Source organism: Streptomyces sp. NPDC028711 (assembly GCF_055565415.1).
In genome coordinates this window covers 41,433-57,728 of record NZ_JBVHUJ010000009.1, presented here as the reverse complement: position 1 = coordinate 57,728, position 16,296 = coordinate 41,433, and the positions used below count along the sequence as shown (strand labels likewise).

Genomic DNA, 16,296 nt, shown 5'->3' with positions numbered 1-16,296 from the left:
GGCGGGGTCAGGGCCCAGCCATCGTGGTGTCTCTTCGGGCATCGAACCTCCTGAGGGCTCCGGGCAGTCCGTCATCCGTCACGGCGGCACCGGTCACGCCGCTGCGGCCCCGGGCATCGATCCGGGACTGCGCCCACACTCACGGGCTGGAGCCTCGTCATCACGTGCGCTCCCGGCGTGCGCACACCAAAGTTCCTGCTCTCCCGCCTGGCGGGCACTCCGCCGACCAAGCGCTCCTGTGGCGGGCAGGTGTCCGCCCCGGCCCAACTGGCGGAACACCGGTTCCTGCCGATGTGGTTCGCCAGGCGGGCCGGGGCGGCTCGCAGCAGCCCGCGGGGCGGGAGCCCCGGTGCTGCGGTGACCGCCGGATAGGAAGCAAAGGCGTCGCGACCATCGACCGCACTAACTTCGCGCCAGGATCACCGCCAGGGAGGCCGCCCTCCGCAACTCTCCAGGCGACTGTCGACTCAAGGAGCCCTCTGCACATGCGCCTTCGCCCCGCTCGCGCCCTCTCGCGTCCGGCGTCCATTGCGGTCGCGGTCGCGGCCGCAGTCTCCGGCACCCTCGCCTGGGCCCCCTCGGTGTCGGCCGCACCCCAGGCTGATCGCTTCGGCCCCGGGTGGTCGATCCCTGATAGCGACGGCAACGCTGCGACCAGCCACATCGGCGCGTACGGACCGCCGGGGATGCGGGTTCACGGCGACTGGGAGACCTACTGCGCCGACCCGGAGAAGGCCGGTCCCCATGAAGGTGCCGGGTACGGCGAGCCCGCGGCCACCAGCCACTGGACCTCCTCGGTGACCGGCAAGCAGGTGCCCGACGCCCAGGTCGCGTACGCCAGTTACGTGATCGGCCGGTACGGACAGACCCAGAACGCGGCTCAGGCCGCGGCCGTGGACGCTGTCGTGTACGACATGCTGGCGGGTGGCACATACGGCATCGACGGAGCACGCGGCAAGCAGCGCCTGGCCTATCCGAACGTCTCCACCAGCTCACGCACGCTGGCCCTCGACTACATCGCCGAGGCCAAGAAGTACGCCGGTCCCTACACCCTGACTCTCGCCCCGAAGACGAAGCAGACTCCGGCCGGGCAGAAGGTCGAGGTCGGCGTTGCGGTCACCGCCACCCTCTCCGGCGCGAAGGTGCCCGGGGTCAAGGTCAAGCTCACCGAGGCGGGGGAGAAGGGCGAGAGCGGCCAGGTCGTCACCGGGGCGGACGGCACGGCCCGCTGGAGCTTCACCGCCGAGACCGAGGGCACGGCCGGTGTCGAGGCGAGTGCCGACCAGTTGCCCGGCACCCAGTTGAAGGTCCTCACCCCCCGCGACCCCAAGGCCCAGCGGATGCTGCTGGCCGGCGACACCACCACCGCCAAGGCCGCCGCCACGGTGGAAGTCACGGCCCCGCCCGGCGGTGTCCAGATCCGCAAGAAGGATCCCGAGGGCACGAAGATGGCCGGGGTCGCCTTCGAACTCCTCGACGCCGACGGCAAGACGGCCGCCCGCGGCACCACCGACCACGAGGGCATCCTCGCCTTCGACAACCTGCCCGCGGGCACCTACCTGCTGCGCGAGACCAACAGCAACAGCCCGCTGCACGCCCTGGTGCCCGACCAGAAGATCATCATCACCGAAGGCAAGACGGCGGCCGCCAACCCGATCGTCGTCATCGACCCGTTCAAGCCCGCCGACCTCACCCTCAAGAAGATCGACAAGGACAGCGGCAAAACCCTCCCCGGCGCGGTCATCAACATCACCGCCGACACCGTGGGCACGGACGGCCGACACGCCCCCGGCAAGAAGATCGCGACCCTGACCACCGGAGCGGACGGCACCGCCACGGCGAAGCTGGACGTCCTGCTCAAGGCGGGCACCACCTACTGGGCCACCGAGGTGAAGGCCCCCGCCGGCTACGAACTCAACGCCAAGCCGCAGCAGTTCACCGCCAAGCCCGCCGCCCGGGTCGAGATCACCGTCGCAGACACCAAGACCCCCACCACACCGCCGTCCACGCCGCCCGCCACCCCGGAGCGGTCGCAGCCCCCCGCCGTGCAGCCGCCCGCCCCCTCGGGACAGCTGGCCCACACCGGCGGCGGCAACATCACCTGGGCCCTGGGCGCCGGAGCTGTCCTCCTGGCCGGCGGCGGCGCGACGATCTGGGCCGCTCGGCGACGCAAGCGCCCCGAGACCCCCGCCTCCTGAGCCCGCCCACCCAACCCCGGTACCCGGCCGCCGCCACTGACGAACAGGAGCAGCATGCAGCAGCACCGCTTGGACCCCGCCCCGCCAGCACCGATCCGTCGACAGCGGGAGGCGGAGGTCTTCGGCAACCGGTTCGGCCGCCTGTTCAACGACGAGGTCGTCTTCCCCAACGGATCGCAGGGCCGCTACCTGCGATGGCAGTGGAAGCAGCAAGGCGTGGTCATTGTCCCCGTCGGCCCGGGCGGACTGGCCCTGGTCCCTACGTACCGTTACCCCATCGGGGCCGCCTCCCTGGAGTTTCCACGCGGCGGCTGCGAGCTCGGGGAAGACCCCCGTGAGGCCGCGGCGCGGGAACTGGAGGAGGAAACAGGGCTGAGAGCAGCCTCCGTGCGGACCATAGGTCAGCTCCACACCGACACCGGGCTCATCGAGACCGGCGCGAAGGTGTGCCTCGTAGTGGTACAGCCTGGCGCGGGGGAGGCCCGGCCCGAGGCGACGGAGTCGGTGGCCGAACCCCGCTGGATGTCGCAGGACGCGTTGCTGGAATCGATCCAGCACGGGCGTATCACCTGCGGGGTCACCCTGGCCGCATTCGCAGTGGCCCTGTCCGAACTGGGCAGGTCCGCTGCGACGCACGGGGACGCCGACCTGGCCCCGCCCCCCGGGCTCGCTGCCGCCCCGGTGGCGGCCTCCCTCCGGGTTCCGCAGGGGATTGGGCAGACGCAGACGTGAGCAGCGCACCCGTCGTGCGCCTTCCGGGACGGGAGATGGCCAAGGAGCCCTTTTCGGTGCGCCTGATCGACGCCACCGAGTCGTTCGTGCTGGCCAGGATCACGCCCTACGTGTCCCGCGAACCCGCCACCGACATCGAGCGGATGGGTTCGGGTCTGCTGCGCGGAGCACGGCTGCACGCCATGCATGCCCGCCTCGATGCGCGGGCGGTCGGGCTCCGGGAGGCATGGCTCTCCTGGCGCCATCTGGCCGATCTGGCACGGGCGTTCAGCGGTCACCCGGACTACGACGAGGACTTCGGACGCGCGATCTGGGAGTTCCCCCGCCCGAGCCCGGCCCGCGCCCAGATCCGGCTCGCCTGCGGGCACCGCCACACCCCTGTGCCCACAGGCCCGCACACCGCACTCACCCGTGACGCTCTCGAAGACGGACCCTTCAGGCGCCTGCTGACCGCTGGCCGGCTGAGGGCCACCGGTGACTTCACCGAGCACAGCGACGGCACCTACACCGAGCAATGGCACCTGCTGGCGATCTGTTCTGCATGCGTCTGCACCGCGCCGCTCGCGGCTGCCGTGCGCACCCTCGCCGCATCCGGCAGCCACGATCACGACCTCAAGGAAGCGACCGCGTGAAACCCATCAGCCGCCGCCTGGCCCGTCGCCGTCTGGCCCGCGCGGCCGTCGCCGCGCTCATCGCGAACGAACTGCAGTGGGGTGCCCTCAGGGACGAGATCCTCACGCAGCTTGGCCCCGTGCCTGTCCTGCGGGCCGACGCCGCCGCTGAGATGGACCGCCTGCGCCGCCGGGGGCTGAGCGCTCTGCGGCAGGGCATGTCCAGCGATCTCGCCCCGTTCTTCTCGAAGATCCAAGGTGCCGAGCGGTCGGCCGAGCGCGTGCTGAGCCCGCGCATCATCATGCCCACCCGGCGCGGACCGGGACGGCCCACCGGGTGGGGCAAGACGAGCGTGGCCGACCTGGCGGCAGTGCGGCTCACGGCGCTCGGCAACCGCGCCGGCGGGAAGCCGGGCAGACGCGGCAGGAGCCTGCTGAGCTGGCGCCGCAGGCAGCCGCACCCCGGCCCGGCCTGACCGCGATCGAGGGACACATTCTGCTTGTGTCCCTCGGCTGCCCCTGAAGGCAGGGATGGTATGCCCTGTTCTGCAGCTATTTAGGGCTAGGGAGAGGGACACACAGGGACGGATTTCTCGGTACTGCGTGCGAAACCCGCCCTGCGCGCGATCAGCGGACGGTGGGCGCCTGCGACGAGGCGGGGGGAAGGGCCGCCCGCTGGGCGGCATCGAGCCCCTGGTCCGCCCGCGCGGACGGCAGCGGCGACGGGCCGGACTGTGCCGGGGTGGAGCCGGCTCGCAGATCGCGCGCCCGAGACGTTGCCTGGCCCCGGGTGGCTTCGGCTGCGGCCTGGAGAAGGAAGGCTGCGGAGGCATCGTGGGCGGCGGACGCCGCCTCCTCCCGGACCGTGTCGGGATAGTCGGCATACAAGGGCTCCCGCGCCTGGCAGCCGACAGCCCGTTCCGCCGCCCGGAGCAGCCCGTGTGCGCTGGCGGGATGCTCCCGCAGCCGCTGCGGGAGCGCCGCGAGCGTGGAGGTGCTCACCCGCGGCGCGTTCTCGGGATCGGCGACCTGCCTGAAGGAGTTCAAGAGATTGCCGCGGCCCAGCTCCCTGGACAGGAACCACAACCGCGCCGCGTCCTGCCTCAGCCCCTGCCGGTCGCCGCCCGGCGCGCCCTGGTCGTCACTGATCAGCCGGTCCAGCGCGGCCCGGGCGTGCGGCCGGGCCTGCTCGATCTCCACCGAGGCCGCGGCCAGCACCCTGAAGTGCGCCTGCAGCGTCTCCGGTGAGCCGGTGCCCTCCGTGCCAGCGGCCTGCAGGGCGCGCAGCATCTCCACCTCACCGCTCACCACCGCGCGGGCCGCCGCCGGCTCCAGGAGGCCGGTCACCTGTGGCGGCAAACTCTCTCCGACCCGCACACGCCAGGCCCAGCCCGCCTGCCGCCAGGCCGCCGGGTCGGGCTCGTCCCCGGAACGCACGGCGACAGACCGACGTGCCTGGTCCAGCCAACCGGACAGGGCCTCCGCCAGCCGCGTCTCCTGGCCGTTCCCGCTCGGCAGGGCCTGCGTCAACAGTCCGCCGACCGGGATCTCGGTGCTCTCGGACGACTCTGCGATCCCGGTGAGGATCACGTACTGCTGCACCGGCCGGTCGCGCTGCGCCCACTGCACCACGGCCTCGAGCGGGTCCGCCGTCAACGTCCCCCACGCGGTGTCGTCACCGGCGACCCGAACCGAGTACCACCGGCGCAGGCCGCCCGCCTCAAGCGGGCCGCGCCCCTCCAGCAGCGGGAACAGCTCATCCCACACCTGGCCGGCCCGCTGCGCGTACACGGCCGGGCCCAGCTCACCGGTTCGCGCCTGCTCGACCAGCTCATACAGCTCCAGCTGACGATCGGCGCGCTCCTCGGACCGCCGTGCCACCTCCCATGCCCGCCCGGCGGTCTCCAGCGCCGCCCGCTGCGCGGTCCCGGTTCCCTCGGCCGCCGCCAGTGCCCGGCCGGCGGGCGAGGTCAGCTCCGCGAACAGCACGTCCGTGTCGGTGAGGCGGCTGCTGGCGAGTTGGTAGGGGGAGGGGAATCCGTCGTCGGAGTAGACGATGACCGCGCGCCGGGGCGGCCGGGTGAACTCCGCGTGCGCATAGCGGGTGTCACCGATCGTTGCTGAGGCCAGGATGGTGGCCCGCAGCGGGGGTACGGGCCGCGCCCCCAGTTCGTCGCCTGTCTGCCCGGGATAGGACGCCTCGAGCTCGGCGTCGTCCATCGCCGCCAGCGCGGCCGCCTCCTCCCGCTCGCCCTCAGGCCGGTAGACGGCCCGCCGCTGGCGGGTGAAGTCGAGCGCCCAGTCGATCATGGCCCGCTCCTCGGCGGCGCCCTGCTGGATCCGGGCCAGCACATCCGCGCTCGCATCCGTCCCGGAAAGCCGGAGCACCCAGGCCAGGACCGGGCCCCGCGGCGGCACCTCGCCCACGTACCTGCTCCAGCGCGCGCCCATCTCCTCCGGGTGCAGCCCCTCGGGTTCGTCGGCCAGCAGCCACAACGCCAGCTCCCGGTCCACCTCCCAGTGCTCATCAGGTCCCGATGCGGTGCTGCGGACCTGTTCGACCAGGCTGCGTGGGGTGCGCTCCCGCCACCGGCCGCCCGCCGTGCTCTCTTCGATCCGGGCCGGGTTCGCGGGGAACAGGGTGTCCGGCCCGGGCCGGTGCCGCTGCGTCCAGGCCGACAGGGCCTTCCGCGGATCGGCGGTCACCGCGTACGGGCCGCCGTCGGGCCCGACGCGCAGCAACGGCGGCTCCGGCGCCGGGGCCGTCCCGGGCTCCGGGTCGGGCTCCGTCTGGTTCCAGGTCAGGGCCCGCAACGCTTCCTCGACCCGGCCCAGCGCCATCCACACCTGCCCGTGCTGGCCCAGCTCGTAGGTCTGATCGGGCGCCTCCGGCACGTCGAGCAGCGCATCGAGCGCGCCGAGCTGGAGGGCCACGTCCCGGCGGGCCTGCTGTTCGCTGGGGAACGCCGCCCGCAGCAGGCGGCGGGCCTGGGCCACCACACCCTCGCCCGCACCTGCCGGGGCCCGGGCGGTGATCTCCTCATGGTGCTCGGCGAGGAACGCGAAGGCCGCGTACTGGGCGCTCTCCTGCTCCTCGGCGGCCGTCCAGTAGGCCTGGCTGTTCTGCCAGTACTCCCGCTGGGCCTCCTCGGCGTCCGGCAGGTAGTCGGCTGAGCGGGTGCGCTGCCGCTCGCGCGGCCAGCGCTCCGCCCAGGCCTGTTCCTCCTCGGTCAGCGGATCGGCATCCGGGGTGAAGCGGGCATACAGCCGGTCCGCCTCCGCGATGCCCGGGGCGCTGTTGGCGTAGGCGTTGTAGAGCCGGTCGGCTTCCTCGAAGTCGTCCCCCGCGGGGAAGTCGCGGTAGAGGGCGTACAGCCGGTCCGCCTCGGCGACCTGCTCGGGGGTGGACAGGTAGGCGACCCGTGCCCACTGTTCGAGGCCGGGGTGATTCGTGCCCAGGAAGCCGGCGACGCGGCCCGCCCGCGTATCCCGGTCCAGGGCCATACCGAGGAAGAAGTCTGCCGTGCTCCTCAGAGCGGGTGCCTGCCTGGCGGCCTCGTTCAGCTGCCGCCACGCCTGCTGGTAGTCCCAGGCCGTCCACTCCTGCCGGGAGGCCTGCTCCGGGGAACGCCACTGGCTTTCGTGCTCCAGCAGCGGCAGCAACTCGTTCACCCGTGAGCGCAGGCGCTCCCGGTCGGGTCCGGAGAGATCAGCGAGTTCCGGGTGTTCCTCGATGCCGTCCGGGAGCGGAGCGCGGAAGATCGCCGACCACTGGGCCGCAGCCCCCTGGGCGTCAGGCCCCCAGGGCGACTCGAGAGCGTTCGGAAGGTCCAGGTGGTAGCGCAGCCAGGATGCCTGGGCGTTGCGCCACATGTCGGCCACGAAGCCGGAGGAGGGCGCGGGAGCGGCGAGTTCGGCCAGCGACGCCGTGCGCGCCCCCTGCTCGTCGACCGTGAAGACCTGGAAGGCCTCTCCCCGTCGATCGGCCCGCAGGACGTGCAGGGCAGCGTCCAGGGGGTGCTGGCTGACGTACTCCGTGCTCTCCCCGCCCGGACCGGTGGTGATCACGAAGTAGATGGGATCGTTCGCCATTGCGCCTCCTCCAGATGCTGCTCGAAGGGCACAGCGTGCCCGCGCTAGAGCGCAGGCAGGGGCGCCGCGTGGGAACTTTGTGCACCGCTCCCGCCCCACGCAACACCATCGTGTTTTCCGTCCCGCCCCACGGTGCGCCCGTCCACCACCGATCTTGTGGCCAGCCTCTTCACGACCGGGCTGACCTCGGGGGCGCACGAGCCGCCGGGCCGCACGAGGGACGGCACGGCCGTGGGACACGGACGACAGCGGGCCCGCCCCGCGGGCCCCGTGCAGGGGTTTCCTCCCGCAGGGCGGGAGCGGGCAAAGCGCCTGGCCAGCGGGCATTGTCGCGGGCCGAACGTGCGTGATCAGGGTGGAGCGAGCCGCTTCCAGAACATGGACCAAGGAGCCCCCGATCATGCCAGCGCGCCCTTCTCCCACCCGACGTCTGCACATCGGGACGGCGGCTGCCGCAACCGGGCTCGTCCTGGTCCTGGGCGGCTGCACGTCACCGGCGCCCACTGACCGGAGGCGATCTCGATGACTCCCCCCGCCACCCTTACGCACCTTCACCGCACTCTGGCCGACTCCCTTGTCGACGCCGCTCGCGACACCGGACATCGAGCCGAGCCCGATGCTCCCCTGCCCGGGACGAACTGGACCGCCGACGTCCTGGTGACATCCTCGAACGGGCGCCGCACCGTCTTGCAGATCCCCCCGCTCGCGGCCCGCGGCCAGGAGATCCGCGAGCGGACCGCGCACGCGCACCAACGCGGGCTGAACATCGTGTGGTTCACCCCTGACGCGCAGGATCCGCCGTGGCTGACGATGGTGCCCGCAGTACGCGTTGCGCCCCCAACTCACCCGGGCGCCCCGTGGACCGCGCCCGCCGCCGTGCAGACACTGACGCGGCAGGCATGCCCCTGCGGACCGGACTGGGACCACGGCGTTCACTGCACCTGGGCGCCACCCGAACCGGTCCCCGTGCCCGCCCTGCTGGCGGACCTGCTGACCGGCCGCCTGGTCCACACCACCGTCCAGGCCGAACTGCCGGGCCACCGCTTCACCGGCTGGGCTCGCGGCCAAGACGTGCGCGCCGAAGCAGAACACCTGCGGACACTGGCCGCCACCGACGGCGCCCTCACCGAGGCCGCCCGCGCCTCGAACCCCTACACCCCGCGCCCGGACGGGCGGACCGCCGCCCCTCTGGGACGGCTGCTGGAGGCCGCCCGCCGCTGGGGCCACCAGCACACCGGCGTGGTCTGCCACATCGAGACGGCGAGCGCCGACTGGATGGCCGGCGGTCTCGTGGTCACCCCCAGCCGCCGCCCGCCCGGCCGCACGCTGCCCGAGGTCACCGCCGTGGTGCGCCCGCTACCCAGCAAGATCGACTGGAACAGTGCGCTGAGCACCGTCCCGGTGCTGGTCGGCTCGCCCGAGGAGTACTTCACCCTCCGGCGCACCGCCCCCAAGGCCGCCCAGCTCGTCATCCTGTGACCCGCCAGAGCCCTTTCCCCTCCCGCCTGTTCCCCCTGTCTGCGAAGGAGCCTCCGGGCGTGCCGACCGCGACCGCACCGAGCCAGTTCCCGGACAGAAGGACGCCACCGCGCTCGGCGGGCACGGACACTGAGGACCCCTCCGGGGGCGGGCGGCTGCGCCGCATGGGCCAGGGGCTGGCGCTGCCGATCGCCGCCATGCCCGCAGCCGGTCTGCTGCTGCGCCTGGGCCAGGACGACCTGCTCGGCCGTTTCGACTCCTGGCACCGGGTGGCGGCCATGCTCTCGGCGGCGGGCGGCGCGGTCATGGACTTCCTGCCGTTGCTGTTCGCCGCCGGCATTGCATTGGGCACCGCCCGCGGCCGGTCCGCCTCCGAAGCCGCGGGTCCGGTCCTCGCCGCTGTCATCAGCTACCTGGTGATCGCGCGCACCGTACTGGTGTGGCATCCGCTGGATGGCCCGGCGGCAGCGAGCATGGCCCCCGCCCGCTGGCCCTACGGCGCACTGACCGGCATCCTCGCCGGACTGCTGGCCGTTGCCGTGTGGAGGTGGGCGGTCGACCGACGCCGCCTGCCTGCCTTCGTCGGGTACGCAGTCATCCTCGCCGCAGCCCTGACCGGCGGGGCTCTGCTCGGCCTCGTCTACCCCTGGGTGGACCGCGGCCTGACCGGCTTCGCCGAGGCGATATCCGCCAACAGCGTCCTGGGCGGGGGCCTATTCGGGTTCGTCAACCGCGCACTTCTGCCGCTGGGCCTGCACCACATCCCCAACACCCTGGTCTATTACGTCGCCGGCCGGTGTCAGGGAGGGGTCACCGGCGACATCCCCTGCTTCTTCACGGCCCACGACCCACAGGCGGGCCTGTTCATGTCGGGCTTCTTCCCCGTAGCGATCTTCGGGCTACCCGCCGCCGCACTGGCGATGTGGCACTCGACTCCCCGTGACCGCAAAGCGACCGCCTCGCTGCTGCTGTCCGGCGCGCTGCTGTCGGCAGCCTTCGGGATCACCGAACCGTTGGAGCTGAGCTTCGCGTTCACCGCAGTGCGGCTCTACCTCGCCCACGCGATCCTGACCGGCCTGAGCCTGGCCATCACCAACTTCCTTGGCGTGCACGCCGGATTCCTGTTCTCCGCTGGTCTGCTCGACCTCGGCTTCAACTGGTCCATCTCCACCCGGCCCGTCCTGCTGCTGGTCGTGGGCGCCGTCTACGCCGTCATCTACTACTCCCTCTTCCGCTTCGCGATCACCCGATTCGACCTGGCCACGCCCGGCCGCACCCCCTCGGCCCCCGACCCGAAAGAACCAGCTCCCCATGCCACTCCTGCATAGGCCGGTCCAGGCCGCCCACTACGGGCTCGGCGCCATCTTCCCGGTCCTCGTGCTCGCCCCCGGCGGCTGGCACGCCCCCGGCCCCGGGCTGCCGCGCCGCACCCGAGGGGCGGGCGAGACGCTCTCGCTGCGCTGGTGCGGCCCAGCCGCCGACGAGAACATGGCACCGCACCGGCTGGCCGCCGCATCCCTCGACTGCCCGCCGGACATCACCGAGGAGCAGCTCGCCGCCTTCGCCGACCAGCTCCCCACCCACCTGCGGGTGATCGCGCTGCGGCCCTCGGCCCTCATCGGCGACTGGTCCACCCGCCCCGGCGCGCCCCGGCCGCCCCTGAAGACCGTCGTCCTCACCCCATCCCGCCCTCTGACCTGGAGCTGACCCCGCCGTGTCCCGCACCCCACAGATCAGCGTCATCACCCCCACCCGCCTGCTGCCCAACCGGCTGCCCTACCTGGAGCTCTTCCACGCGAGCCTCGCTGCCCAGACGGTCGAGTGGGAGCTCGTCCTGGCGCTCGACGGAGCAGATCCAGACCGGGTGCCCCGGTCCCTGGTCAGGGACCGGCGTGTGAAGATCCTGGAGCTGCCCAAGGTCGGTGCCGCCGGCGCCAGAAATCTTGCGCTCAACCTGGCCGAAGGCGACTGGATCCAGTACGCCGACGATGACGACGCCTTCACCGCAGAGGCCTTCGCGGTGCGCCACGACTACGCCCTCGAACACGACCTGGGCTGGGTGGCAGGTTGGTCGGCCGACCTTTTCCCCGACGGTTCGACCCGTGTTTGGCGATGCCCCACGCCGCCCGGCATCCACGAAGCCGGAGCGGTGTGGACGTACTGGCCGACCCCTCAGGACACCATCCCGCTCGGGCAGACCCAGATGATCGCCCGCCGTGAGCTCGTGCAGGCCGCCTGCGGACACGGCGGTCTGCCGCAGGGCGAGGACTTCATCTACGTCTGCGCGCTGACCGCGCTCAGCGCCGGCGCACTGCTGCCGGTGGTGACGTACCACTACCGCCAGCACGGAGAGCAGATGACTCGCTCCCCGCACCATGATCGATTGGAGGGAGCCGCACGGCAGTTCGCCTGGCAGAGCGGTCGGCAACTGCGCGCCCACCTGGAGGACCACCGGTTGGTGAGAGCCGGGGTTTCGTAAGCTTCCCGCGAGCTCGCCGCTGCTGAGGCGGAGCCGGATGAGGGCGCCGAACGGTCCCGTGCCTCCCGCCTGACGGGACCAAGGCCAACAAGTCCACCGCCAGGCGGGAGCAGAGAGCCCCCCTCGGCCAGATGCCTCGCCCCGGCCCGGGCCCGCTCCTCAGACTGGCTGCGCGCCCCGACCTGACGCGAGCGCACTGGCGGGTGGCCGGAGGAGACGGGCACCTCCTCCGGCCCACCCGCCCCACGCCCCATCGCCCGAGAGAGCTCTGATGACCGTCGCCTCGCCGTCCTCCCTCGTCCGCGCCCGTTGGCATCGCACTATCGCCTCGTTGCCCGAGGACCGGCCCGCCATCACCCCCTTCCACAGCCGACAGTGGGCAGCGGCCTGGCAGAGCCCACAGGTCGAATCAGTGTTGGCGCACCGGCACTTGCTGCTCTCTGACGGCCAGCGCACCCACCGGCTCTCCTACCAGCTCTCCGACAGCAGCCCGCTGTGGAAGGCCCTGGAGAGCGACACCCACCGCCGCACCCCCGTGTTCTCCGGCCCCGTGGTGTACGCGCCCAGCCTCTACAGCCAGTACGGCGGACTGCCCGGGGCCTCCGCCCTGGTCCTGGCCGAGGCCGTGGACCGAGGCCGCCAACTCGCCCAGGAATGCGAGGCCCAGGCCCTTCTTGTGCCCAACCTGGCACCCGTCGAGCTGGAGCAGTGGACACGGATCCGGCCCCCCGACGCCCAGGCACGCCTCTTCTACGCCCACCGCACCCCGATCGGCGCCGGTCTCGCGGAGTTCACCGCCCGCATCCCCACCAGCCAGGCCCGCGCCGAACTCCAGCGGCAGCACAGCCGCGGCACCGACGCCGGACTGGTCCTGCGCACGGTGACCGGTGCCGCGCTCCCACCGGTCCTGCCCGCCATCCACGCCCTGCACCAGGACGAGACCCGAAGGCAGAGCCGCCCCACCCTCTACAGCCTGGCGATGCTCACCGCCCTGCCCCGCATCCCCGGCGCCCTCGCCCTGCTGGCCGAGGAAGCCGACGGCACCCTCGCCGGCGCCTTCCTGGGATTCCGCCACGGCACCACGCTCTACCTGTGGGCCGAGACCGTCGCGCACGGCCGACGCGGGGACCACACCCTGGGATGGCTGCTGGCCGAGAGCATCCGCCACGCCGCCGCCACCGGCGCCCGCGTCCTGGACGCCGGACGCGGCCACTACCAGTTCAAGCGCCGGATGGGCTTCACCCCCGTCCCGCTGACCACGGCCGTCTACCTCACCACCCCCCACCCCCGGGTCATCAGCAGCCTGCGGGAACTGAACACCGCGCTCGACGCCTTCGGCCGCCCCTGACCCCGAGGAAGTGCACATGACCGCACACGAGGCCACCCCCGAGGCCACCCCCGAGGGCGCCCCCGAGGGCGCCCCGGCCCTGCTCCTGATCGGCACGGGGGAGAGGCACTACCGGCAGGACGCGCTCAAGTCCCTGGCCGCCCGCTACCGCATCCTCCTCATCGACGACACCGTCCCCACCTGGCAACAGCCCTTCCTGACCGACCACCAGGTGAGCGACCTCGGAGACACCGCCGCGCTGAACGCCGCCGCCAGCAGCCTGGCGGCCGCCCACGACATCGGGGGAGTGCTCACCTGGAACCCGGCTGCCACCGCCCCCGCCGCGGCCATAGCCCAGCTGCTCGGAACCGCAGGACTGGATCCGGCGGCCGTACGCGCCAGCCGCCACCAGGCGGCGGCCCACGCCGTGTTCGACGCCCATGGAGTGGCCTCGGCTCGCTGGGTCCCGGTCGGCGAGATCGGCCAGCTCCGGATCGCCGCAGAGCACCTCGGCTATCCCCTCGTCCTCAAGCCCGCCATCGCGGGAAGCGGCAGCGGCCGCGTGGGCGCGGTCCGGGTGGGCGGGCGCGAACAGCTCGATGCCGCCTACGCGTTCACCGCGCGGGTCGCCGCCCGCCACGGCACCGAGAGCGCGGGCCTGCTCGCCGAGGAGTACCACCACGGCCCCGAGGTCGGCGTCGAAGTGGTCTCCGTCCCCGGCCGCCATGTCGTGGCAGCCATCACTCACACCCAGCGGGGTGAGGCCTTCGAGGTCACCGACCGGCTCGTCGCGCCCGCCTTGCGCTCCCCGGTCACCGACGCAGCCGAGGCGACCGCGGTCGAGGCTCTTGAGGCGCTCGGCATCACCCACGGCGTCTCCCACGTCACGGTACGGCTGACCGCCTCCGGGCCGAAGGTCACCACCGTCACGCCATGCCTGGCCGACGACCTGATCCCGCACTTGGTCCGTCTCGCCACGGGCATCGATCTGGTGGCCGCCGCCGCCGACCTGGCCATGGGGCTCGTGCCCGACCTGCGCCCCGGCCATTTGCGCGCGGCCGCGATCGGCTTCCGTTACCCCCACACCGCCGGAGAGCTGGGGTCGTTGACCGTGGACCGCACTCTGCCCGCCCGCATCTGGTGCGATCGGGCCGTGCTCGAGCAGCAGCCCGGAGTCAGCCTCGCCGCCCCGGCCGACGGTGACACCGCCCGCCTGGCGCACGTGGTGGTGACCGCCGATACGCCGGCTCTGTGCCGCAGATACCTGGACCGGGCGCTCTCCACCGTCCACGCCACCATCGGCGAGGCAGACGGCCGGGCCGCCGCCTGATGCCCGTCCACCCGCCGCACGCCCCCGGCCGCGCGGCACTGGCGCTCGACGCCGCCTTCCGCGCTCGCGGCCCGCTGCTGGCCGCCTACCTTCCGGCCGGGTACCCCGACCGTGCCACCAGCTTGGATCTCCTGCACCAACTTGCCCTCGCGTCAGACGTCGTGGAGGTGGGTTGGCCTTACACCGATCCGATGATGGACGGTCCCGTCATCCAGGAGGCCGGGGCCCAGGCGCTGGCCGCCGGGTTCACCGTCCGCCACCTCATGGAGACCGTCCGCTCCCTCGCGCCCGTCACGCACGTGCTGGTGATGGGTTACTACCAGCCCCTGTACCGCTACGGCCTGCGGCGTGCGGCGGAGGAACTCGCCGCGGCCGGCGCGGCAGGAGTGATCCTGCCCGATCTGAACATCGACGAGGCCGCCCCCTGGCTCGCCGAAGCACGCCGGGTCGGACTGCACACGGTCTTCGTCGTCGCGCCAACGGCCAGTGACGAGCGGCTACGTCGCATCGCGGCGGCCGCAGGGGGCATGCTCTATGCCCCGGCCACTTCCGGAGTCACCGGCACAACTGGCTCCTTGAGCGCGTCACTGCCGTCCTTCGTCCACCGGCTACGGACACTGACCAGCCTGCCGGTTGGTGCCGGGATCGGTGTCTCACGGCCCGAGCAAGCCGCCCGTCTCCGACAGTTCGCAGACGCGGCCATCGTGGGCTCCGCGTTCATCCGGGCCGTACGGGACAACCCGGGACGTGCGGGCATTGCCGCAGCCGCCCAACTTGCGGGTGAACTCCGACAGGCTCTGCGTCTTCCGGCCGTGGCCGCGGCCTGACCGGCGCCCCTACGCGCAGCCGCCGTCCGCCGTCCCCCGCAGACCGTCGGTCATCGCGTGACAGCGCCCGCTCGTCCCTGCTGAGGGGAAGGATCAGCGTTGTGCCGCACGGTTGCTTGTTCCGGGATAAGCGGTCCGGCCACCGGGGACGCTGCGGCGGCCGGGGCCGGCCGGTCGGCGTCCATCGCCTTCACACGCTCAGCCGATTCGCGGGTAAGCCCCCACAGTGCTGCGGTCTGGGCGTGGTTCAGACGCACCGCCCCCTTCCCGAAGAGCTGACCCGCTTCGGGCAGCGCCTGCGCCCGCCCCGCCACCTCGGTGCTGTAGGCCTGGTGGTCGGCACGCAGGGGCGCCATGCGCCGGTGTGCCTGGGCCTCAAGCGTCTCCGGTCTGCCGCTGTACAGCCCGGCGGCGGCCGCCATCGTGTGGAGAAACTGCAGCGCGGGCTGCGAGACACCCTGACCTGAATCGAGGTCCGACTGCACCGTGGCCGCGACGTTCGCCACTGCCTGCAGCTGCCACAGCTGTGCGCTGTGGGGGGTCGTGATCCGCTGCTCCAACGGCCAGGTACTCAAGGCGTAGTACCCCTTCGCCGCCTGCAGGTCGCTGGTCAGCACGGGACACACGAAGTAGGGCCGCTGCGAGACCTGGTGGGAATTGCGCTCGCCCTCGCGCAGCGACCGCAGGCTGCCCACGGCCAGATCGTCATCATGGAACGCCCCGTAGGCCTGGGAGAGAAGGGTGGGGCTGGCCGGTGTACCGAGAACGAGCAGCGCGGCATACACCTTCTCCCGTACGGTGCGCGGTGCCTGACTGCCGGACTCGACGGCCCGCTCGGTGCGGGGGGCAGGTTGCTCGACAGTCCGGTGCAGTGCGAGGGACGTCTCGATCCTCCACTGGTTGAAGGCTCGCTCGGACTCGTCGCGCAGCGCCTGGACTTCTTTTTGCCCAGCTCCGTCGGCCACCGCACGGCGGGTGGCCGCCAGGAGCCGGACAAGCTCCTCTTCGCGGGCCTGGAGATCCTCGGACATGCGGGCACGCTGCCACGGGAGAGCGCAGCCGCCCGGGCGCTGCCCGCCGCCCGGGCGTGGCAGGCCGGGACGGCCCGCCGGGCAGGAAGGCCGGCAGATATCCGACCGTGGGACGGGAGGCCACGGCGGCGGCGTGCGCGCGCCTTTCATGCTCGGCAGGGATGGTCAGGTGCATCCCACAGGGGAGGGC

13 protein-coding genes are annotated in these 16,296 nt (G+C 72.6%); 11 read left to right on the top strand and 2 right to left on the bottom strand.

The genetic code is table 11. The features are described from left to right. The first annotated feature begins 485 nt into the window (after positions 1-485). The 4 genes from ACZ4VK_RS25970 to ACZ4VK_RS25955 are packed head-to-tail and all read left to right on the top strand — an operon-like array spanning position 486 to position 4,017. Positions 486-2,198, top strand: a complete 1,713-nt coding sequence (locus tag ACZ4VK_RS25970; RefSeq protein ID WP_468356538.1) for a SpaA isopeptide-forming pilin-related protein — start codon at positions 486-488, stop codon at positions 2,196-2,198. A 54-nt stretch (positions 2,199-2,252) separates the two neighbouring features. Continuing rightward, on the top strand, positions 2,253-2,930 hold the full coding sequence (locus ACZ4VK_RS25965) for an NUDIX domain-containing protein (RefSeq protein WP_468356535.1): 678 nt from the start codon (positions 2,253-2,255) through the stop codon (positions 2,928-2,930). Between the two features lie 35 nt (positions 2,931-2,965). Next, positions 2,966-3,562 carry a hypothetical protein gene (locus tag ACZ4VK_RS25960; protein WP_468356532.1) on the top strand — a complete coding sequence of 199 codons (597 nt, stop codon included), beginning with the start codon at positions 2,966-2,968 and terminating at the stop codon, positions 3,560-3,562. Further along, on the top strand, positions 3,559-4,017 hold the full coding sequence (locus ACZ4VK_RS25955; protein WP_468356529.1) for a hypothetical protein: 459 nt from the start codon (positions 3,559-3,561) through the stop codon (positions 4,015-4,017). The genes ACZ4VK_RS25960 and ACZ4VK_RS25955 overlap by 4 nt, the downstream gene beginning before the upstream one ends. A gap of 151 nt (positions 4,018-4,168) precedes the next feature. Here the strand turns inward: ACZ4VK_RS25955 and ACZ4VK_RS25950 are convergent, their stop codons facing one another. After that, entirely contained in the window at positions 4,169-7,633 is a 3,465-nt protein-coding gene (locus tag ACZ4VK_RS25950; RefSeq protein ID WP_468356526.1) for a hypothetical protein, read from the bottom strand. Between the two features lie 522 nt (positions 7,634-8,155). Between ACZ4VK_RS25950 and ACZ4VK_RS25945 the strand changes: the two genes are divergently transcribed. From ACZ4VK_RS25945 to trpA, 7 genes are all read left to right on the top strand, one after another. Then, positions 8,156-9,112, top strand: coding sequence for a competence protein CoiA family protein (locus ACZ4VK_RS25945; RefSeq protein WP_468356523.1), 957 nt, complete (start codon positions 8,156-8,158; stop codon positions 9,110-9,112). 59 nt (positions 9,113-9,171) lie between these two features. Next, on the top strand, positions 9,172-10,440 hold the full coding sequence (locus tag ACZ4VK_RS25940; protein WP_468356520.1) for a PTS transporter subunit EIIC: 1,269 nt from the start codon (positions 9,172-9,174) through the stop codon (positions 10,438-10,440). Further along, positions 10,424-10,819, top strand: a complete 396-nt coding sequence (locus ACZ4VK_RS25935) for a hypothetical protein (RefSeq protein WP_468356517.1) — start codon at positions 10,424-10,426, stop codon at positions 10,817-10,819. Before ACZ4VK_RS25940 ends, ACZ4VK_RS25935 begins: the two co-directional genes overlap by 17 nt. 7 nt (positions 10,820-10,826) lie before the next feature. Next, the gene (locus ACZ4VK_RS25930; protein ID WP_468356514.1) at positions 10,827-11,591 is read left to right on the top strand and encodes a glycosyltransferase family 2 protein; all 765 of its coding nucleotides are present in this window, start codon (positions 10,827-10,829) and stop codon (positions 11,589-11,591) included. Between the two features lie 430 nt (positions 11,592-12,021). Beyond that, positions 12,022-12,939, top strand: a complete 918-nt coding sequence (locus tag ACZ4VK_RS25925; protein ID WP_468356511.1) for a GNAT family N-acetyltransferase — start codon at positions 12,022-12,024, stop codon at positions 12,937-12,939. A gap of 16 nt (positions 12,940-12,955) precedes the next feature. Further along, positions 12,956-14,248, top strand: coding sequence for an ATP-grasp domain-containing protein (locus ACZ4VK_RS25920; protein ID WP_468356508.1), 1,293 nt, complete (start codon positions 12,956-12,958; stop codon positions 14,246-14,248). Then, positions 14,248-15,075 (top strand): tryptophan synthase subunit alpha, encoded by an 828-nt coding sequence (trpA, locus tag ACZ4VK_RS25915; protein ID WP_468356505.1) that lies wholly within the window; start codon positions 14,248-14,250, stop codon positions 15,073-15,075. The genes ACZ4VK_RS25920 and trpA overlap by 1 nt, the downstream gene beginning before the upstream one ends. A gap of 50 nt (positions 15,076-15,125) precedes the next feature. On the opposite strand, the gene ACZ4VK_RS25910 is transcribed toward trpA, so the two are convergent. After that, positions 15,126-16,106, bottom strand: a complete 981-nt coding sequence (locus tag ACZ4VK_RS25910) for a hypothetical protein (protein ID WP_468356502.1) — start codon at positions 16,104-16,106, stop codon at positions 15,126-15,128. Between the last annotated feature and the right edge of the window lie 190 nt (positions 16,107-16,296).